Origin of the sequence: Tenacibaculum halocynthiae (assembly GCF_964512825.1) — a bacterium.
Lineage (GTDB): Bacteria > Bacteroidota > Bacteroidia > Flavobacteriales > Flavobacteriaceae > Polaribacter > Polaribacter halocynthiae.
In genome coordinates, this window is record NZ_CAZELG010000009.1 from 115,549 (window position 1) to 134,407 (window position 18,859).

Here is an 18,859-nt window from a genome sequence, read left to right on the forward strand (position 1 = left end):
TACTTTTGCAGTATGTATAGACAACGAGTAGAGTTAGAAAAAGAAGATTTTTATCTAAATGAACAGGGATATAAAGTTTTTACAGAAAAATATCATTTAAAAAGAGGATATTGCTGTAAAAGTGGATGCAAACATTGTCCGTATGGATATGATAAAAAAACAGATAGTTTTAAATAAAAGTGACGATAATTGAGTAATTGTTTCTAAAATAAAAAGAGTTTAATAAAAATATAAAAAATGAAAAAAATATTAATAGTATTCATAGCTATCCAGTTTATTGGTTGTGCTGAGTTACAAAAAGTAGTAAATCAAATACCTAATAAAGGAATTTTATCTCAAGGTCAAATAGGTAGTGGACTTCGTCAAGCATTAGATAATGGAATTAAACACCAAGTATCTAAATTAACATCTAAAGATGGGTTTTATAGAAATCAATTAGTGAAAATTTTGTTACCAAAAGAGCTACAAGGCGTAGATAAAGCTTTGCGTAAAATTGGTCTAAGTAATATTGCAGACGAAGGAATTAAGGTTTTAAATAGAGCTGCAGAAGATGCGGTAAAAACTGCAACACCTATTTTTGTAAATGCAGTTAAAGAAATTACCTTTAATGATGCTAAAAACATTTTATTAGGAGAGCAAAATGCTGCAACTTCATATTTAGAAGGAAAAACTAAAACAACTTTATATGGTAAGTTTAACCCCGTAATTAAGAGTTCATTTGGAAAAGTGGGAGCTGATAAAGTTTGGAAAAATTTAATATCAAAATATAATAGTATTCCATTTGTGAAAAGAGTTAATCCAGATTTAACTGATTATGTAACAACAGAGGCCTTAAAAGGAGTTTTTCAAATGATAGCGGTTGAAGAAAAAGGAATTCGTCAAAAAGTTGGATTACGAAATACTGATTTACTTAGAAGAGTTTTTGCATTACAAGATAGAAGTTAATTATAGTTGATTATTAGCTATTTTTTCAAAAAAGAGTTTTTTATAGGTGTTACCTATTGGAAGCTCTTTTTTGTGTATCCAAACTACATCATTATCTATTTTATTAATATGCTTTATTGAAATAATGTATGATTTATGAATTTGGATAAAATTAGATGAAGGTAAATTTTCATTAATATGTTTTAATGTACTGTAGGTAATAATTCGTTCATCTTTTAGATAAATAGAAACATAGTTTTTTAATCCTTCTACGTATAAAATGTCATTTAAAAATACTTTTGAAAATTTATTTTTACCGTCAGTTTTAAAGAAGAAGAAATCATCTTTTTGATAACTGTTTTTTACAATGGTTTCTTTTTTTAGAATTTTTAAAACAGCTTTGTAAAAACGCTCGAAATCAATAGGTTTTAATAAATAATCAATAGCAGCAACTTCATAACTATCTATAGCAAACTGTGGGTATGCTGTTGTAAAAATCACTTTTGTTTTTTGATTGATTATTTTAGATAATTGAATACCTGATATCTCTGGCATTTGAATGTCTAAAAAAACTAAATCAATATCTCCTTTTTCTAAACTTAGTAAAGCTTCTAAAGGATTCGTATAGGTTGCTCTTAATTCTAAAAAAGAAATTTTGGTTACGTATTTTTCCAATAAGCGAATAGCAGGTGGTTCATCGTCAACAATAATACAGGTTAACAGTTTACTCATAAAGGTAGTTTTAAAAATGCTTTAAAAATAGGTTCTTTTTGTTGATAATTTAAGGAATATGTATCTTTAAAAAGAACATTTAGTCTTTTCTGAATGTTTTTTGACCCAATACCAGCGCCCATATATTTTTCTGAAGAGTTAATGTAATTTTCTGTAATTATTTCTAATTCATTACTTGTTATATTAATTTTTATTTTGGCAGGACGTTTGTTGTCGTTTATGATTCCGTGTTTGCAAACGTTTTCAATAAAATGAATTAAAATTAAGGAAGGAATCCGTTGGTTTTCTATAACTCCATTAATACTCAAATGTACATGAAAGTTGTCTTCATATCTACGTTTAAAAAAGTATAAATAATCTTTAATAAATTTAAGTTCTTTTTTTAAAAGCATGAAATCATCTGAAGTTTCATAGGTAACAAAGCGTAATAACTCAGAGAGTTTTAAAATATCTTCAGCAGTGTCTGGTTTTTCGTCATATAATTCTATATAAAAATTATTTAAGGTGTTAAATAAAAAATGAGGACTTATCTGTGCTTTTAAAGTAGTTAGTTGTGCTTTTTGATGTTCTAAATTTAATTTATGTAATTGCTCTTTGTTTTCAATATATCTAAACAATAAATACACAACACTACTATATAAACAGAAACGAAATGTATAATAAAAAGAATCAAACAAATAAGTAGTAACTAGGTTAGGGTTTTCAATATTGTAATTATGTAATCCGGTAATATTAAAGAAAATAATTTCTTCTAAAACGTATCGAGTTCCAGCAAATAATAAAATCATTGCTAGAAAAGAAGATCCATAAAAAAGAAGTCTTTTTTTGACTAAAAACCGAGGAGCAAAAACTAAATAATTAAGAACATAAATACCGTAAAAACAAAAGTTTGAAGTGAAATGAAGAAAGTAATAAGGATGTTTAAATTGGTGCTTTGATGAATTGTTTTGTGTTATCTCATTCCATAATAAATCCATCACTACTAATGTGAAAACAATAAGTAAATTGTATTTTAATTCTTTAGTTAATTTCATAAATCAAAAATACATTGATAAATAATAGTTATTTTAAAAATAGGACAATCCTTAGCTTTTTTTATACAAAAGCATATTTTTATACAACTAAAATATAACTAATAAATTTACTATTGTTTATGTAGTAAAACTAGATGTTGGTGTAATAAAAAATAAGAGTTTAGTCATATAATGTAATGTTGTAGTATCAAAAAATAATGATATTATGAGATTACTTTTTATTACTTTTTTATGGTTGCAATCATTTTTAACCTTTGGGCAAATTAAAATTGAGTTAAAAGGAACAGTTACTTCTTCTTCAGTAATAACAAATTTGGGTTATGTAGCAATTACAGTTTTTGATGCCAATACTAATAAATTAATAACACATTCTTATTCTGATGAAGTAGGGAACTATAAAATTTCAATTAAAAAAGAAGCAAAAGTGTACATAAAAGCAGATTTATTAGGATATAAGAGTTATACATCAGATCATTTTATAGTTGTGGAAAACACAATTAAAAACATAGTATTGATTGAAAATATAGAAGAATTGGATGAGGTTGAGATTTTTCAAAAAAAGAAACTTATAAAGTTAAAAGGAGATAAGTTAATTTATAATGTTGAACTAGCAGGAATTGGAGAAGGTAACAATGGTTTAGAAACGATAAGTAAACTTCCAGGAATGCGATTAGATAAAGATGAAAATATTGTCTTTAGAGGAAATGGAAATTTGCAAGTGATGATTAACGGAAAACGCTCACTACTTTCAGGAGAAGCATTGAATCAATATTTAAAAACTTTAGGGGGTGAGAATTTAAAAAAAATAGAGATAATAGTGAACCCTTCGGCACGTTATGACGCTTCTGGAACAGCTGGAATTATTAATATTGAATTAAAAAAAGGAAAAAATATTGGTTTAACTGGAAGTTTATATAGCTCTATTGGAGGGGAGTATTTTAAAAACAGTAATGGATTAAATTTGTATTATCAATCTGGAAATTGGAATATCAATTTTGGAACAAGGTATGCAATTAATAATTCTATAAATGAAAGAGAAATTATACGTGAAATAACTTCTATAACTGAGGTAAAAACTTTGGAACAACTGAATGACTGGCTACCAAAAGCAACATCATATTCAGGAAAGTTTGGGGTAGAGTATAGTATTAATAAAAATGCAATAATTGGAACTTCATGGAATTATAATATTTACAATAGTGATAATAAAACTATAGGAAAGACTAATGAGTATTTAAATTGGAAGAAATTAAGGTTTACATTATTAGATGAGTTCACAAATGAAAAAGATAAGACATTAACAAGTAATATATATTATAATTATGCCTCAGATAGTTTAACAACTAAATTGAATATGCAGTTAAATTATGCAAATTATAATAATGATAAGTTTGAACAAACAAAAAATGAGTATTTTTTATTAGGAGGGGTAAAGTATCAGGACGATTTTACAATTCGGTTAAATAACCCTACTAGGTATCATGTTTTAAATGCTATAATAGATTTGGAACATCAATTAAATGAAAGTTTTAAGGTTGAGACTGGTGTTAAGTATAGTTATGTAAATAATGATTATAATAATCAATATGCTATTCAAAATGTTACAGGTGTTTTTCAACCAAATATAGCCAGAAGTAATCATTTGTTATATAAAGAGAAAATATTTTCAAGTTATGGAATTGTCTCATGGAGTTCAGAAAAATGGAGTTTACAGGGAGGTTTAAGATCAGAGTCGATTAATTATAAAGCAACTTCTATTACAAATAATAAAAATAATACAAAATCATATACTTCATGGTTTCCATCTTTAAGTATAAATAAGGTTTTAAAAAATGATAAACTTCAATTTTCTTATAGCAAAAGAATTCAACGACCTCGTTATTTAGATTTAAATCCGTTCTATGAATATCTAGACACTTATAATGTGTCAGTAGGTAATCCTGATTTACAACCTCAGTTTACTAATGCTTTTAACTTTTCTTGGATTCATAAACAAAAAACATCAGTTTCACTATATAGTAATTTTAATTCAGATGTTATTTATTATAAAGTAGCTTATGATCCAGTTGAGAATATTACTGTTAATTCTCAAGATAATATAGCTAGTTCAACCAATATAGGATTGTCTTTTTCTACTTCTATCAGGTTTAAAGAGTGGTGGGATATTAATTTTAATAATGATTTTAGTTATACACGAATGAAATCTGATATTGTTAATTATGAGTTTGATGATCAGGGGTATAATTGGTATGTTAATATAAATAATGAGTTTTCATTAAGAGATAAATGGAAATTATTTTTTGAAGGCTTTTATAATCATGGAGGAGTGTATGGAAATTGGAATAATAAATCTTCATACGATATTTCTATAAGAATGAGGAAGGTAAGTGGGAATGATAAATGGAAGTTTCAGTTGAAAGGTGATAATCTACTAAAAAAGAGTTTGTTTAGTTCTGTAGTAACCCAAGGTAATGTAGTTACAAATTGGACTAATAAATGGGAAACAAGAAGAATTTCATTTAGTGTTACTTATAATTTTGGAGATGGGAAAAAGAAATCTATAAAACAGGCCGACTTATTAGATGAAAAAAAGAGGTTGTGATAACTATTGATGTTGACTATTTTTAGTTTGAAGCTTTTTTGTGTTAAATATCTGTTTTTCAGTGTTAAAAGTGGTGTTGGTAAACGAAAATTATGTATATTTATAAGGTGTTTAATAAAAACTATAATGCTACAAATAAATCAATTACATAAATATAAAAGGCATCTTGAAGAAAGGTATCGTAAATTGGTTGAAAGAGCTAATGATTATAAATATGTTGATGAATGTAAAAGTGATAGATCAGCATTTAAAGCAATGCAAGTTTTAGAAAAACTTAATAGAGTAAAATATTTGAATAAAGAAATATCAAATTCTGTTGTGTAATTGTTTGAAGTAATCAAAAGCTTTTAAAAGTCTACTGCCATACCAAGAAAACATTTCTCCATCTACAAAAAGTATTTTTGCGTGTTGAATATGTTCTTGTATTTCAAAAGCATGCTGTTCTTTAAAAGGGTAAGGTTCTGAGGATAATAAAATTAAATCAGGGTTTCCTTCTTCTTGAATTTTAGTGATATCAACCTCAGGGTAGCGATCTTTGTTTACGTAAATATTACTAAATTTATTTAGGGTTAGTAAATGATTAATGAAATTATTATTTCCAGAAACCATCCAAGGTTTTCTCCAAATAAAGTATGCTACTTTTTTATAATCTTTATCTTTTATAAAACTACTGAAGCTCCCGATTTCAAAATTTAGTTTATTTAAAAGGCTAAGGGCTTCATTTTTTTTGTTAAAAATAGTGCCGTATTGTTTAATAAGCTCTTTAGTGTCTTCTAAACTGAAAATATCAGAAACATGGGTTGGTGCTATTTTTTCACATTCTTGAACTATTTCTTTAGTATTCTCTTCTTTATTGCATAGAATAATATCTGGTTTGAGCTCTTTGATTATGTCAATTTTAATATTCTTTGTGCCTCCAACAATAGTTTTGCTTTTTTTAAGGTGCTTAGGGTGAATACAAAACTTTGTAATACCAACGATAAAATCTTCTAAACCTAAGTCAACCAAAAGTTCTGTTTGACTTGGAACTAATGAGATAATTCTTTTAGGAGTGGTCTTTAATGTAACTGTTCTGTTAATTTGATCTATCAACTGTTTTTACGGCAATATACGGAAAACTGATACTTGTTATTACACCCTTATCTTTATTATTATTCATTTTAAAAAAATAGTTTTCATTAAAAGTACTTTTTAATCTTTCAATAGTACTTTCCAAACCAATATTCATTTTAACTTGACAAAAATCATCAGGAAGTGATTTTCCATCATTTTCAATAGTGATAAGAATACAGTCGTTTATTTTTTGAATTATTAAAATAATATTTAAATCGTCATGATCGTAAGAATAACCATGCTTTACTGAATTCTCAATAATTGGTTGTAGTAAAAGGTAAGGTATTTTAGCATTTAAAATAGATGTATCGTGTATGATGGTTTTAAAAGAAAAATTATCGGCAAATCGTACTTCAAGAATACTAATATATTTTTTTAGAGTAGATAATTCAAGCTCTATGCATGTTGTTAGTTTTTCTTTAGTATCTAACAGTTCTCTAAAAAGATCGCTTAAATCAGCAATAGTATCTTGCGCTTTTTTAGGAGATATATCTATCAGTGAAGAAACACTGTTTAAAGTGTTAAATAAAAAATGAGGTTGTAAGTTTGATCGTATTAGGTTTAACCTTGTTTTCATTAGTTGCCTTTCAAGAATAGATTTTTCTTTTTCTATTTTTTGATTTTTTTTTAAGTAATGATAAGAGTAAATAACTGAGATGATGAAGAAATAAATTAATACGTTAACATCTATTGTGGCTATTATATATCTAAGTACCTCTTTTAACATAAGGTCATTTAGCTTGATATTTCCATTAGAAATATGAAATAAATAAATACATAAAACAATAATAAAACTCATTAAAAAAGAGAGCATAATATGCAGTAATGCAATTTGCTTCCATGACTTCTTTTTGTTAAGCAACTTTTTTGTTGTTTTATTCACAACAATGAAAAAAAGTATAACCAAAAAATAGTCTAAAATAGAGTCAATTATTAATATAGACCATTTTTTTTGAGTATACCTGTAACCAATAGATTTAAAGTAATAAACTTTAACTAAATGAAGAATAGAAATAAAAGCATAGAGTATTGAGAAAAATAATGTTAGCCTACTTTTTTTCATTTAACTCCCATCATTTCTTGAAACTCCTTTTTATATCCTTTACTAACTCTAAAAGTTTTGTTATCATTAATTTTTACATCAGTTTCACCATAATTAGATGTGATAATTTCGTTTATAAAATTAGAGTTTATAATTGTAGACCTGTGAATTCGCATAAAACTATTAGAATTTAATCTATTAATTATACTAGATAATGATTCACGTAGTAAATACTTTTTATTATCCATGGTGAAAATTTCTACATAGTAACCAGAAGCTGAAATGTATTTAATAGAATCGATTTCTATAAATGAAATTTTATTACCAGATTTAATACTTATTTTTTTGTTATTTGTATGTTGGTCAATGATTTGTTTTTCTTTAACAATGTCAAGGATGTTTTCTAAACTATGTTGAAAACCAGAAATTTCTTCTTTTTGTTTTTGTTCTACTATTTTATTTATGGTAGTTATAAATCTATCTTCTTTAAAAGGTTTTAATAAATAATCAAAAGCAAAATAGTCAAAGGCTTTTAAAGCGAATTCATTATAGGCTGTAACGAAAATAAAAATAGGTTTTTTAGGAAGGTTTATTTTTTCAATAATATCAAAACCTGTCATGTCCTTAATTTTAATGTCAAGAAAAACGACATCAGGATTAAGACTGTTTATTTTTTCGATTGCGTTTTTTCCGTTAGAGCAATCTCCGATCACGTTTAATAAACCATGTTGTTCTATTAATTTTTTTATTCTAATTCTTGCAAGATTTTCATCGTCAACTATTAAGGCAGAAATTTCCATTTACATATTTTTTTATATAATTATAACAAATCGATAATAATTAACCCTAAACGCTTTTTGTTAAAAAATAAAAACTTTTTAGAAGGAAGAATCATTGGTTTTTATGGTCTTTTTTTGAAACCTAATAAAACTCAATATTTTTATTTTGTGTAAACATAATATACAGGGAGAACTTGAATTTTAAGCTGTTTTTTTAACAAAACTAATAAAGAATATTCATAGTAATGACAGTACTTTGAAAGTAATTTTAAACTTTAACATTATTAACATTTCATTGTGATTTATGAGTTTTTTCATTTACATCTAAAAAAGGTTTTTTTACATCAAATTACTATCTGTTTGCTTCAAATAAAGATTATTGATACGGTATTGCCTGTACTTTTATAAATGTTAATTAATAAAAATTTAATAATTTATGAAGCAAAGTTTCAAAAAGGCTTTAACATTTCTAGCGTTTTTTTGTTTTATTGTTAGCGTAAGTGCGCAGCAAAGAACAATAACAGGAACTGTTAGTGATGAAGCAGGACAATTACCGGGGGTAAGTGTTGTAATTAAAGGTACTGTTAAAGGAACAGAAACTGATATCGATGGTAATTATACTGTCAAAGCAAATACAGGAGATACTCTTGTATATATGTTTTTGGGGTACGAAAACGTAGAAAAAGTAGTTGGTCAATCATCTATCATTAATGTGAAGATGACTGAAGATGCAAACGTTCTTGATGAAGTTGTTGTGTCTGTAGCATATGCTGCTAAAAGAAAGAAAGATATTATTGGAGCTGTAAGTGTAGTTACTGCAAAGGAAGTAGGTGACTTAAAAGTTACTACTGTAACTGAAGCTTTACAGGGAACTTCAGGATTATCATTAGTTAATACATCAGGGCAACCGGGGGCGAGTCCAACAATTAGAATTAGAGGTGTAGGTTCTTTACAAGGTAATGTTGATCCATTAATTATTGTTGATGGAGCTCAGTTTGCTGGGAACTTAAATTCAATTAACTTTAATGATGTAGAGTCATATTCAGTTTTAAAGGATGCTGATGCGGTTTCTTTATATGGTAATAGAGGAGCAAACGGAGTTATTATCATTAAAACAAAATCTGGAGCTGATACTAATGGAGAAGGTATTATTGAAGTTAGCACTAGTTATGGTTTTTCTGACAAAGCAACGAATGATTATAGTTATTTAAATTCTGAGCAAATTTTAACTACCTCTTGGCAATCTATTAGAAATGCAAGGTTAGATGCAGGTGATACACCAGCAGTTGCAAGTAATTTTGCAACTACAAATTTGATAAGTGATTTAAAAGCAAATCCATATAGTGTTAGCCAACCAGTAGGTACAGATGGAAATATCAAAAGTAATGCAAGATTGCTTTACAATACTAATTATTACGATATCTTAACTCAAAATGCAACAAGACAAGATGTGTCTTTAGTATTAAGAGGAGGTTCTGAAAAAACTAAATACTTTATTTCTGGAGCATTTTTAGATAGTGATGGTTTTAGTTTAAATTCTACTTTTAGAAGATATAATGGAAGAATTAATCTTTCTTCAGATGTAAAGTCTTGGTTAAGTGTTGGAGCAAATGCTTTTGTAACAATAAGTGAATCTAATGTTCCTACTCAAAGTGGATCTTTATTTGCAAATAATATTCAATATGCAAGATCTATTTCTTCTATTTATCCATTATATAAAAGAAATGGAGATGGAACTTTTATTTTAGGAGCAAATGGCGAAAAGCAATATGACTTTGCTGAGAACAGAGGTTTTTTTGGTAATTATAACCCATTAGCTGAAACTTACGGAAGTACAAATTTATTTGAGAGAAATACATTTAATTTTTCACCATATGTTAATTTTAAGTTTTCTGATAATTTAAACTTTAAATCTCAATTAAATTATACAAACTATTTGTATGAAGAGAATACATTTAATAATCATTTTGTAGGGACTCCTCAAGATCAAGTTAATAATAGATCTAGTAGTAAAAGTAGAAATACTACTAAAACTTGGAACATTATTAATACATTATCTTTTAATCAAACTTTTAATGAAAAGCATAGTGTAACTGCTATATTAGGTCAAGAAATGTATGATAGGACATTCAATAGAGTAAATGCGACAGCAACAGGATATATTTTTGATGATTTAACAGAGTTAGATAATGGTGCTACACCAACTACAGTAGGTTCAATAACTAACAAAAACAGACTATATAGTTTCTTTGGAAGGTTAGACTATAATTTTAATGAAAAATATTATTTTGGAACAGGTGTTCGTAGAGATGCATCTTCAATTTTTTATAAAGATAATCGTTGGGGTACTTTTTGGTCTGTAGCTGCTGGTTGGAGTATTTATGATGAATTTTTTAGAGGAAGTGAAACAGTTAGTTCTTTAAAGTTAAGAGGTAGTTATGGTACAGTAGGGAATCAAAATATTAATCAGCAATTTACATATATTAATGAGTATGGATTGGGCTTTAATGTCTTAACAAACCCAGGTTTAGCGCCTACGGCTTTAGGTAATAAAGATTTAAAATGGGAGACTCATAATAAATTGAATATAGGTTTAGATTTTGCTTTATTTAATAGTAGGATTTATGGTAGTATAGAATATTATGATAATAGGGTAACTGACCTTTTGTATCAAGAGGTACTATTTTCTTCTTCAGGTTCAGGTGGTACTGGTCTAGATGGTAATGGTAATCCTAGAGATTTAGCGCAATGGAAAAACTTTGGTGAAATGAGTAACAAAGGTTTTGAATTTAATGTTAATTCTATTAATATTAAAAACGATGACTTCAAATGGACAAGTTCTTTTACAATTTCTACAAATAAAAATAAAATTGAAGATCTTAAACAAAGTGAAAATAATGGTTCTTTTCGTTGGGAAGCAGGAAGAGATCGTTATGAATTCTATATGAGAGAATGGGCTGGAGTAAACACTAAAACAGGTGCACCTGAATGGTATAAAGATGTAATAGATGCTTCTGGAAAAGTTACTGGAAGAGAGAAAACATCTAAATACGATGAGGCAACTAGATATTTCACAGGGAAGTCTGCATTGCCTGATTTTGAAGGTAGATTAGGTACTAAATTTGAGTATAAAGGAATTGATCTATCATTAAACTTTAACTACAAATTTGGAAACTATATATATAATACAGATTATGCTTCTTTAATGAAAGCTAGGAACTTAGGAGAACAATTAAGTGGTAATGTTTTAAATGCTTGGCAAAAAGATGGAGATATTACAGATGTACCTAAATTAACTACTGCAAGTGATAACTTCAATTCTAGATCAACTAGATGGTTGCAAAGAGGAGATTTTATTCGTTTAAAGAATATTTCTATAGGTTATAATCTTGATCAAGAAATGTTAGAAAAGTTAAATATCAGAAGGTTAAGGGTTTACCTTTCTGCTGATAACTATTGGACATGGAAAAGAGAGAGTAACTTAGATGATCCAGAACAAAGTTTTAACGGTATTACTAATAATAGATCTACCGTATTAAAAACATTGTCTTTAGGAGTTAATATTTCACTATAAAAATTTTACAATGAAAAATATATTTAAATATACATTAATAGGAGCTTTATTCATAGGTTTTGCATCTTGTAGTGATGAGTTCCTAGATGAGCCAAAACCAACAGGGTCTGTTACAGATTTAGTAGTATATACTTCAGAAACTGGCGTTGATGCAGCTTTAACAGGCCTTTTTGCCAATTTAAGGGATTTTAGATCAAGACATGATACTTGGGGAGCAAAAGCTTATTATTTAGGGGCTGAGGTTATGGGAACAGATTTAACAGTTCCAGATTTTAACTGGTACATTTTTGAACATAGATGGGATGTAACGGAAAATTCAAATGGTAGAAGAACTAACTGGGCTTGGGAGATTTTTTATTCAACGGCTAATATAGCAAGAACTCATATTGAGGGAATTAATAAATCGACTTTGCCTGACGCTAAAAAGAAAGCATATATTGGTGAGTTAAAAGCTGTGGAAGCGTATAGTTATTATAATTTGGTACGGTATTTCTCGGGATCTTATTTATTAGGAGAAGATAAACCTGGAATTCCATTATATACAGCTACATTAAGCTCTGGAATAGAGCCTTCAGGGAGAGGTACTATTAAAGAAACTTATGACAGAATTATTAAGTTGTTAGAAGAAGCAATTCCTAATATGAATAACTCTCTTTCTAAATATAGATTTAATAAATCTGCTGCTGAAGGTGTTTTAGCAAGAGTTTATTTAGAAATTGGTAATTGGACTAAGGCTGCTGAATATGCTGCTAAAGCAAAGGCACCATATGCTTTAATGGATCAAGCTACATATAAAGCAGGATTTAATACAATAAGCAATAATGAATGGATGTGGGCTTTACCATTTAATGCAGATCAACAAAGTGGTTTTGCTAGATTTTATTCTTTTATTGACCATACAAGTCCTGGGTACAATCAAATATATGTAAGTAAAGATTTTCAAGCTTTATTTACAAGTGATACTGATGTTAGAAAATCTTTAATCAAAAAGCAAGCTACAACTAATCAAACTAAATTATTTACAACTGAGAAGTTTAGAGATTTAACTGATAGATCTGGTGATTTAGTATTCATGAGAGCTTCAGAAATGTATTTAATTGAAGCTGAAGCAAAAGCAGAAGCTGGAGATTTAAATGGAGCTAAACAAGTTTTATTAGAATTAGTGAAAGCTAGAGATGCAGTTGCTACTTTATCAACAGCTACTACTAAAGATGCATTAGTTAATGAGATTTTAATAGAAAGAAGAAAAGAATTATATGGAGAACTTGGTGTTTCTTGGTTTGACTTAAAAAGAAGAAACAAAGGGATTTCTAGAAAAGGAGATGCTTACAGATGGGAAGTTGAATTTCCAGCAGGAAATGCAAGATGGACTTTTAAGATTCCTCAAGATGAGATCGATAAAAATCCAAAAATATCACAAGCTGATCAAAACTAAATTTTGAAAAGGCTGTTTTTAAACAGCCTTTTTATTCTCTTAATTCAAAAACCAGTGAGTTCACATCAAAGACAGTAAACTAAGGAATTAATCCCCTTATTTTTGCCATAGTTATACCAACTTTGTTTTCATTGGTATCATTATTTGAATTAATCTATAAAGTCAAGGAGTCATTAACCTTGACTTTTTTTGTTTAATATAATTTCCATACTTTTTTGAAGCTCTTTAGCTTTCTCAGCAGCAGACTTTGCAAAATTAGTATCATTACTTGCATAAATAATTCCACGTGAAGAATTAATTAGTAAACCGATATTTTCATTCATTCCGTGCTCACAAACATCTTCTAAGTTACCACCTTGTGCACCAACACCAGGAACTAATAAAAAACTTTTAGGAATGATAGTACGAATTTCAGATAAGAATTCAGTTTTTGTAGCACCAACTACATACATTAAGTTATGAGAGTTGGTCCAGTTTTTTGAAGTTTCTAAAACTTGTTTATAAAGTTCCTTTCCATCAACTTCTTTAGTTTGAAAGTCAAAGGCACCTTGATTAGATGTTAAGGCTAATAAAATAGTATGTTTGTTTTCAAAAGCTAAAAAAGGTTCAACAGAATCTTTTCCCATGTATGGCGCAACAGTAACACTATCAAAAGCTAAATCATCAAAGAAAGCTTTAGCATACATTGTTGAAGTATTACCAATATCACCACGTTTTGCATCAGCTATTGTAAAAATTTCAGGGTGTTTTTCGTTAATGTAATTAATTGTTTTTTCAAGAGCTCTCCACCCTTTCAGTCCATATGCTTCATAAAAAGCAGTATTTGGTTTATAAGCAACACATAAATGATGAGTAGCATCAATTATTGCTTTATTAAAAGCAAAAATAGGATCTTCCTCTTTTAATAAATGTTGAGGTATTTTGTTAAGATCTACATCTAAACCAATACATAGAAAAGATTTTTTCTTTTTAATTTCAGATACAAGTTGTTGTGTTGTCATGAGTTGTTATAAAAGTTAGGCAAAAGTAAACATTTTTATGAGTTTCTATTATCTTTGTTATCAATGTTCCGATATATTATAAACAAAATTTTTTATGGTTTCCTAACACTTTTTGGGGTGGTTACTGTCATTTTCTTTTTATTTAATATTTTACCAGGAGATCCCGCTAGAATGATGTTAGATCAGAGAGAGAATTCAGAACAATTACAAAATATTAGAAAAAAATATGGCTTTGATAAACCAGTTTTTACCCAGTATTTATATTATTTGAATGATGTTTCACCATTATCTTTTCATAGTGATAACAAAGACGATTATACATATTTGTTAGAAAAAAAGTATAAATATCAAAAATTAATATCAATAGGAAAAGTAACTATAGTTTTAAAATATCCATATTTACGTCAATCATTTCAAAAGAATGGTAAAAATGTTTCAGAAGTAATAAAAGAAACATTACCTAATACTGCTGTATTAGCAATATTTGCAATAACAATAGCCATGTTTTTAGGTATATTTTTAGGAGTGTTATCAGCTATTTATAAAGACACATTGTTTGACAGGCTAATAGCTGTTGTTAGTACCTTTGGTATGAGTGTGCCATCATTTTTTTCAGCAATAGTTTTTGCATGGTTGTTTGGGTTTGTTTTGCATAAATATACGAATCTTCAAATGACTGGAAGCTTGTACGTTGTAGATGATTTTGGCGAAAACATATACATTCAGTGGAAAAATTTAGTGTTACCGGCTTTAGTTTTAGGAATTCGTCCACTAGCTGTAATAATTCAATTAATGAGGAATTCATTATTAGAAACCTTAAATCAAGATTATATAAGAACCGCAAAGGCTAAAGGGTTAACTACGTTCCAAGTGATTAGAAAACATGCACTTAAAAACTCATTAAATCCTGTGATAACAGCAATTTCGGGTTGGTTTGCATCCATGCTTGCAGGAGCTGTTTTTGTTGAATATATTTTTAATTGGAATGGATTAGGCAAAGAAATAGTAAATTCATTGAACACTTTAGATTTACCTGTAATAATGGGGAGTGTATTAGTAATAGCAAGCTTGTTTATTTTTATTAATATTTTAGTAGATATTTTATATAGTTGGTTAGATCCACGTGTTAAATTAGAATAGTATGAGAATTGTTGTAATAGTTTTAGTAACACTTTTGTTTGGTAGTTGTGCAGTTTTTCAGCCTAAAAAAATATCTGTAAAGCCTTTAGAAGAAAAATTGATAACTATTAATAGGGAGTCTATTACTCTAAAAGAGATATTGAAGAATGGCTTAAAAAGAGAAACTATTATACAGGTATACGCTAGTTATTGTCCTTTTAGTCAAGATAGTTTTAAAGATGTAGTGGAACTTCAGCAAAATAATAAAAAGATAAATTATGTCTTTTTATCAGTAGATCATTCTTACCATGATTGGAAAAGAGGGTTAGAAACTTTAAAAGTAAAAGGAAGTCACTATTATATACCTAAAAAGGGAAAAGGAGAAATAGCTAAATTTTTAAAGTTAAAAACAATTCCAAGATTTTTATTGATAGATAAAAACGGTAAGCTTAAAGTGTTTAATACGTCTAAAGTATCTAAAATAGAAAGTAAATTAAACAAATGAAAAGGTTTACAATAATTTTCCTTATCCTGTTAAGTAGTTGTATCGTAAAAAATGAGTCTGAATTTTCTGAAGCTGCATTAAATGATGTTTTTATTACATTAAAAGGAGATGAAATTACATTTCAAGAAATTTTAGATAAACATATTGAAAAGAAAATAGTTTTAAATATATGGGCTTCTTGGTGTGGTGATTGCATAAGAAGTTTACCAGGTATTATAGAGTTAAAAAGTAAATATCCTGATATTGTTTATATTAATTTATCATTAGATAAATCAATTACTAATTGGAAACTAGGAATAGAAAACCTACAACTTAAGGGAGAACAATATTATATGAAATCTGGATGGGAAGGCCCTTTTGGAGAGTTTTTGCATTTAAGTTGGATACCTAGATATTTAGTAGTAGATAAAAATAAAAAAATAATAGTTTTTAATGCTACAAAATCTACTGATGAACTAATTGAAAAAAGCTTAAAAAAATGATGTATTTTTGCACTCAAGCTTAAACCTTCTTAACTACACAATTTAAAAATAACAACACATTGAGAAAAAACATCGTAGCAGGTAACTGGAAAATGAACAAAAACCTTAAAGAAGCTAAAGAGCTTGTTAAAGGGATAAGAAAGGGATTGAAAAATAATAATTTTGAAAATAAGAGGGTAATTGTCGCTCCAAGTTTTATAAATCTTAATAGCACTGTAAAAAGAACTAAAAAATCTAATATTGAAGTAGCTGCACAAAATATGCATGAAGCTAAAAGTGGAGCTTATACAGGAGAGGTTGCTGCAGATATGTTAACAGACGTTGGAGTTAATGTAGTTATTTTAGGTCACTCTGAAAGAAGAATGTATTTTAATGAAACTAATGAATTGTTAGCAAAAAAAGTTAACACAGCATTAGCTAATAATTTAGAAGTAATTTTTTGTTTTGGTGAGTTATTAGAAGATAGAAAAACTGAAAAGCATTTTGAAGTAGTAGAAAACCAACTAAGTGAAGGATTGTTTCATTTATTGAAAGAAGATTTTTCAAAAGTTATATTAGCTTATGAGCCAGTTTGGGCAATTGGAACAGGAGAGACTGCATCACCTGAGCAAGCTCAAGAAATGCATGCCTTTATTAGAGAAGTATTAGCTAAAAAGTATGATGAAAAAACAGCAAATAGTATTTCTATATTATATGGAGGAAGTGTAAAACCAGCGAATGCTAAAGAGATTTTTTCAAAAGAAGATGTAGATGGAGGATTAATTGGTGGAGCATCATTAAAATCAGAAGATTTTTTAGCAATAATTGAAGCAATTTAATGGATAGTATTTATATAGAGTATAATTTTATAGTTGTTCCTAATGAACCAGCTACTGAAATTTTAATAGCTGAGTTAGGAACTGTAGGGTTTGAAAGTTTTGTAGAAAGCAATGAAGGAGTCACTGCATATATTCAAAAACAAGATTGGAGTGAAGATATTTTAAACGATATCTTCATTTTAAGTTCTACAGAATTTAAAATTACCTACACTAAACGAGAGGTAGAGCAAACGAATTGGAATGCAGAATGGGAGAAGAATTTTAATCCTATACAAGTTGAAGATAAAGTGAGTATAAGAGCTCCTTTTCATGAAAACCCAAATTTAAAATTTGATATAGTAATAGAACCAAAAATGAGCTTTGGAACAGGTCATCATGAAACAACTCATATGATGGTACAACACTTGTTAGCATTAGACTTAGAAGGTAAGAAAGTATTAGATATGGGATGTGGTACAGGAATTTTAGCTATTTTTGCTGAAATGAAAGGGGCAACACCAATAGATGCTATTGATATTGATGCTTGGTGTTATGAAAATTCTATTGAAAATGTTCAGAGGAATAACTGTAATCATATTAGTGTTTATGAAGGAAATTCATCGCTATTAGAAAATAAGCAGTATGATGTTATCATTGCAAATATTAATAGAAATATTTTGCTAAATGATATGGAAACATATACAAAATGTCTTAATGAAAATGGTGTTTTGTTGTTAAGCGGATTTTATCAAGAAGATATTTCTATCATTGATGAAGAAGTATCAAAATATAAATTATCTCTAGATAAAACTATACAAAGAAATAATTGGGTGTCATTACGATATCAAAAATAAAAACAGATGAGTACTATTGAGAAAATTCAAGAAGAGTTAGATGTTTTAACAGAGGAAACTAGAAAGCATGAAATTATTTTATATAATGATGATGTAAATACATTTGACTTTGTTATAGATAGTTTAGTTAGTGTATGCGAGCATACACCAGAACAAGCTGAACAATGTACTGTTTTAGTACATTATAAAGGAAAATGTGCAGTTAAAACTGGCGAATACAAAGATTTAGAATCTAAATGTTCAAAACTTTTACAGTTAGGACTTTCTGCTGAAATACTTTAATATGGAAAATGTTTTTAAGTATTATGAGTTCTCTGATTTTTATGTTGATAAATCAGATACTTTTTTAGGAGAAGAAATTTGTTACTCGGAATTAAATTCGCAACATTTTTTAATTTTTAAAAAAAATATTTCAGAAGAAAAAGTGACCTATGATTTGTATGTTTCAAAATATTCTTCAAAAAAAGAAATAGGCGTTAAACCCCCGGAAATACTAGAGATTTTGGTTGAGGATTATGATAAGTCCATACCTGAACATCGAGTAGTGTTAAGAAAATATTTATACTAAAAATCTCAAAAAAATAATTTTTTTTGAGATTTTTTTTGTTTTTATGTGACCTATCGAAAAAAGAAGTGTCATAATAGTGTAACAAGAAACGAAATAACGTTTTAAGTTTTAAATAAGTTCATTAAACATTTCATTTATAATAGTTTGTTTTCCCTAAGTTTATAATTGTTATAAACCCCAAGTCTCTCTGAGTAAGATTCCCCTTGTATATGGTCTGAAATGACAACATGCTGAAAGGAGAGGTTTTTAAAAAAGATAAATATAATTTTAAAGATAGTAGTAGTTAGTTTTTTATACT

At 27.9% G+C, this 18,859-nt stretch carries 19 protein-coding genes; 13 read left to right on the top strand and 6 right to left on the bottom strand.

Translation table 11 applies throughout. The features are described 5' to 3' along the window. Positions 1-12: 12 nt before the first annotated feature. Positions 13-177 (top strand): DUF5522 domain-containing protein, encoded by a 165-nt coding sequence (locus tag ACKTTQ_RS01170; RefSeq protein ID WP_158530835.1) that lies wholly within the window; start codon positions 13-15, stop codon positions 175-177. Between the two features lie 60 nt (positions 178-237). Then, on the top strand, positions 238-945 hold the full coding sequence (locus tag ACKTTQ_RS01175; protein ID WP_408048206.1) for a DUF4197 domain-containing protein: 708 nt from the start codon (positions 238-240) through the stop codon (positions 943-945). Here the strand turns inward: ACKTTQ_RS01175 and ACKTTQ_RS01180 are convergent, their stop codons facing one another. Then, positions 946-1,656, bottom strand: coding sequence for a LytR/AlgR family response regulator transcription factor (locus tag ACKTTQ_RS01180; RefSeq protein WP_408048207.1), 711 nt, complete (start codon positions 1,654-1,656; stop codon positions 946-948). It lies immediately after the preceding gene. Then, the gene (locus ACKTTQ_RS01185; RefSeq protein ID WP_408048208.1) at positions 1,653-2,690 is read right to left on the bottom strand and encodes a sensor histidine kinase; all 1,038 of its coding nucleotides are present in this window, start codon (positions 2,688-2,690) and stop codon (positions 1,653-1,655) included. Before ACKTTQ_RS01185 ends, ACKTTQ_RS01180 begins: the two co-directional genes overlap by 4 nt. Before the next feature lie 205 nt (positions 2,691-2,895). Here ACKTTQ_RS01185 and ACKTTQ_RS01190 point away from each other — a divergent pair, with 205 nt between their 5' ends. Then, positions 2,896-5,292 carry a TonB-dependent receptor domain-containing protein gene (locus ACKTTQ_RS01190; protein WP_408048209.1) on the top strand — a complete coding sequence of 799 codons (2,397 nt, stop codon included), beginning with the start codon at positions 2,896-2,898 and terminating at the stop codon, positions 5,290-5,292. Positions 5,293-5,418: 126 nt separating this feature from the next. Beyond that, a complete protein-coding gene (locus ACKTTQ_RS01195; protein WP_093868956.1) occupies positions 5,419-5,616 on the top strand; it encodes a hypothetical protein in 198 nt (65 codons plus the stop codon). Here the strand turns inward: ACKTTQ_RS01195 and ACKTTQ_RS01200 are convergent. The 3 genes from ACKTTQ_RS01200 to ACKTTQ_RS01210 all read right to left on the bottom strand — a co-directional run bounded on the left by ACKTTQ_RS01200 (position 5,599) and on the right by ACKTTQ_RS01210 (position 8,247). Beyond that, on the bottom strand, positions 5,599-6,384 hold the full coding sequence (locus tag ACKTTQ_RS01200) for an ABC transporter substrate-binding protein (protein ID WP_408048210.1): 786 nt from the start codon (positions 6,382-6,384) through the stop codon (positions 5,599-5,601). The genes ACKTTQ_RS01195 and ACKTTQ_RS01200 overlap by 18 nt on opposite strands. Beyond that, a complete protein-coding gene (locus tag ACKTTQ_RS01205) occupies positions 6,368-6,982 on the bottom strand; it encodes a sensor histidine kinase (RefSeq protein ID WP_408048211.1) in 615 nt (204 codons plus the stop codon). The genes ACKTTQ_RS01200 and ACKTTQ_RS01205 overlap by 17 nt, the downstream gene beginning before the upstream one ends. A 482-nt stretch (positions 6,983-7,464) precedes the next feature. After that, positions 7,465-8,247 carry a LytR/AlgR family response regulator transcription factor gene (locus ACKTTQ_RS01210; RefSeq protein ID WP_408048212.1) on the bottom strand — a complete coding sequence of 261 codons (783 nt, stop codon included), beginning with the start codon at positions 8,245-8,247 and terminating at the stop codon, positions 7,465-7,467. A 415-nt stretch (positions 8,248-8,662) separates the two neighbouring features. Here ACKTTQ_RS01210 and ACKTTQ_RS01215 point away from each other — a divergent pair, with 415 nt between their 5' ends. Beyond that, the gene (locus ACKTTQ_RS01215) at positions 8,663-11,800 is read left to right on the top strand and encodes a SusC/RagA family TonB-linked outer membrane protein (protein WP_408048213.1); all 3,138 of its coding nucleotides are present in this window, start codon (positions 8,663-8,665) and stop codon (positions 11,798-11,800) included. A 10-nt stretch (positions 11,801-11,810) separates the two neighbouring features. Continuing rightward, the gene (locus ACKTTQ_RS01220) at positions 11,811-13,235 is read left to right on the top strand and encodes a RagB/SusD family nutrient uptake outer membrane protein (protein WP_408048214.1); all 1,425 of its coding nucleotides are present in this window, start codon (positions 11,811-11,813) and stop codon (positions 13,233-13,235) included. A 173-nt stretch (positions 13,236-13,408) separates the two neighbouring features. Here ACKTTQ_RS01220 and pyrF read toward each other — a convergent pair whose 3' ends face one another. Then, complete coding sequence (pyrF, locus tag ACKTTQ_RS01225) at positions 13,409-14,236, bottom strand: orotidine-5'-phosphate decarboxylase (protein WP_408048215.1); 828 nt, start codon at positions 14,234-14,236, stop codon at positions 13,409-13,411. A 63-nt stretch (positions 14,237-14,299) separates the two neighbouring features. Between pyrF and ACKTTQ_RS01230 the strand changes: the two genes are divergently transcribed. Genes ACKTTQ_RS01230 through ACKTTQ_RS01260 form a run of 7 tightly spaced genes read left to right on the top strand, consistent with a single transcriptional unit; the run spans position 14,300 to position 18,561 of the window. Next, on the top strand, positions 14,300-15,376 hold the full coding sequence (locus tag ACKTTQ_RS01230) for an ABC transporter permease (protein WP_093868950.1): 1,077 nt from the start codon (positions 14,300-14,302) through the stop codon (positions 15,374-15,376). 1 nt (position 15,377) lies between these two features. Beyond that, positions 15,378-15,860 carry a TlpA family protein disulfide reductase gene (locus ACKTTQ_RS01235; protein ID WP_093868949.1) on the top strand — a complete coding sequence of 161 codons (483 nt, stop codon included), beginning with the start codon at positions 15,378-15,380 and terminating at the stop codon, positions 15,858-15,860. Beyond that, complete coding sequence (locus ACKTTQ_RS01240) at positions 15,857-16,342, top strand: TlpA family protein disulfide reductase (RefSeq protein WP_093868948.1); 486 nt, start codon at positions 15,857-15,859, stop codon at positions 16,340-16,342. Before ACKTTQ_RS01235 ends, ACKTTQ_RS01240 begins: the two co-directional genes overlap by 4 nt. Before the next feature lie 59 nt (positions 16,343-16,401). Next, on the top strand, positions 16,402-17,160 hold the full coding sequence (gene tpiA, locus ACKTTQ_RS01245; RefSeq protein WP_093868947.1) for a triose-phosphate isomerase: 759 nt from the start codon (positions 16,402-16,404) through the stop codon (positions 17,158-17,160). Beyond that, complete coding sequence (gene prmA / locus ACKTTQ_RS01250) at positions 17,160-17,993, top strand: 50S ribosomal protein L11 methyltransferase (protein WP_093868946.1); 834 nt, start codon at positions 17,160-17,162, stop codon at positions 17,991-17,993. Before tpiA ends, prmA begins: the two co-directional genes overlap by 1 nt. 6 nt (positions 17,994-17,999) lie before the next feature. Beyond that, entirely contained in the window at positions 18,000-18,275 is a 276-nt protein-coding gene (locus tag ACKTTQ_RS01255) for an ATP-dependent Clp protease adaptor ClpS (RefSeq protein WP_093868945.1), read from the top strand. A gap of 1 nt (position 18,276) precedes the next feature. Continuing rightward, the gene (locus ACKTTQ_RS01260; RefSeq protein WP_093868944.1) at positions 18,277-18,561 is read left to right on the top strand and encodes a hypothetical protein; all 285 of its coding nucleotides are present in this window, start codon (positions 18,277-18,279) and stop codon (positions 18,559-18,561) included. The last annotated feature ends 298 nt before the right edge of the window (positions 18,562-18,859 follow it).

What these genes read in the sequence shown, in the direction of transcription:
- ACKTTQ_RS01170 (WP_158530835.1), top strand. Translation starts at nt 13, where the DNA reads ATGTATAGACAACGAGTAGAGTTAGAAAAAGAAGATTTTTATCTAAAT.
- ACKTTQ_RS01175 (WP_408048206.1), top strand. Translation starts at nt 238, where the DNA reads ATGAAAAAAATATTAATAGTATTCATAGCTATCCAGTTTATTGGTTGT.
- ACKTTQ_RS01180 (WP_408048207.1), bottom strand. Translation starts at nt 1,656, where the DNA reads ATGAGTAAACTGTTAACCTGTATTATTGTTGACGATGAACCACCTGCT.
- ACKTTQ_RS01185 (WP_408048208.1), bottom strand. Translation starts at nt 2,690, where the DNA reads ATGAAATTAACTAAAGAATTAAAATACAATTTACTTATTGTTTTCACA.
- ACKTTQ_RS01190 (WP_408048209.1), top strand. Translation starts at nt 2,896, where the DNA reads ATGAGATTACTTTTTATTACTTTTTTATGGTTGCAATCATTTTTAACC.
- ACKTTQ_RS01195 (WP_093868956.1), top strand. Translation starts at nt 5,419, where the DNA reads ATGCTACAAATAAATCAATTACATAAATATAAAAGGCATCTTGAAGAA.
- ACKTTQ_RS01205 (WP_408048211.1), bottom strand. Translation starts at nt 6,982, where the DNA reads ATGAAAACAAGGTTAAACCTAATACGATCAAACTTACAACCTCATTTT.
- ACKTTQ_RS01210 (WP_408048212.1), bottom strand. Translation starts at nt 8,247, where the DNA reads ATGGAAATTTCTGCCTTAATAGTTGACGATGAAAATCTTGCAAGAATT.
- ACKTTQ_RS01215 (WP_408048213.1), top strand. Translation starts at nt 8,663, where the DNA reads ATGAAGCAAAGTTTCAAAAAGGCTTTAACATTTCTAGCGTTTTTTTGT.
- ACKTTQ_RS01220 (WP_408048214.1), top strand. Translation starts at nt 11,811, where the DNA reads ATGAAAAATATATTTAAATATACATTAATAGGAGCTTTATTCATAGGT.
- pyrF (WP_408048215.1), bottom strand. Translation starts at nt 14,236, where the DNA reads ATGACAACACAACAACTTGTATCTGAAATTAAAAAGAAAAAATCTTTT.
- ACKTTQ_RS01230 (WP_093868950.1), top strand. Translation starts at nt 14,300, where the DNA reads ATGTTCCGATATATTATAAACAAAATTTTTTATGGTTTCCTAACACTT.
- ACKTTQ_RS01235 (WP_093868949.1), top strand. Translation starts at nt 15,378, where the DNA reads ATGAGAATTGTTGTAATAGTTTTAGTAACACTTTTGTTTGGTAGTTGT.
- ACKTTQ_RS01240 (WP_093868948.1), top strand. Translation starts at nt 15,857, where the DNA reads ATGAAAAGGTTTACAATAATTTTCCTTATCCTGTTAAGTAGTTGTATC.
- prmA (WP_093868946.1), top strand. Translation starts at nt 17,160, where the DNA reads ATGGATAGTATTTATATAGAGTATAATTTTATAGTTGTTCCTAATGAA.
- ACKTTQ_RS01255 (WP_093868945.1), top strand. Translation starts at nt 18,000, where the DNA reads ATGAGTACTATTGAGAAAATTCAAGAAGAGTTAGATGTTTTAACAGAG.
- ACKTTQ_RS01260 (WP_093868944.1), top strand. Translation starts at nt 18,277, where the DNA reads ATGGAAAATGTTTTTAAGTATTATGAGTTCTCTGATTTTTATGTTGAT.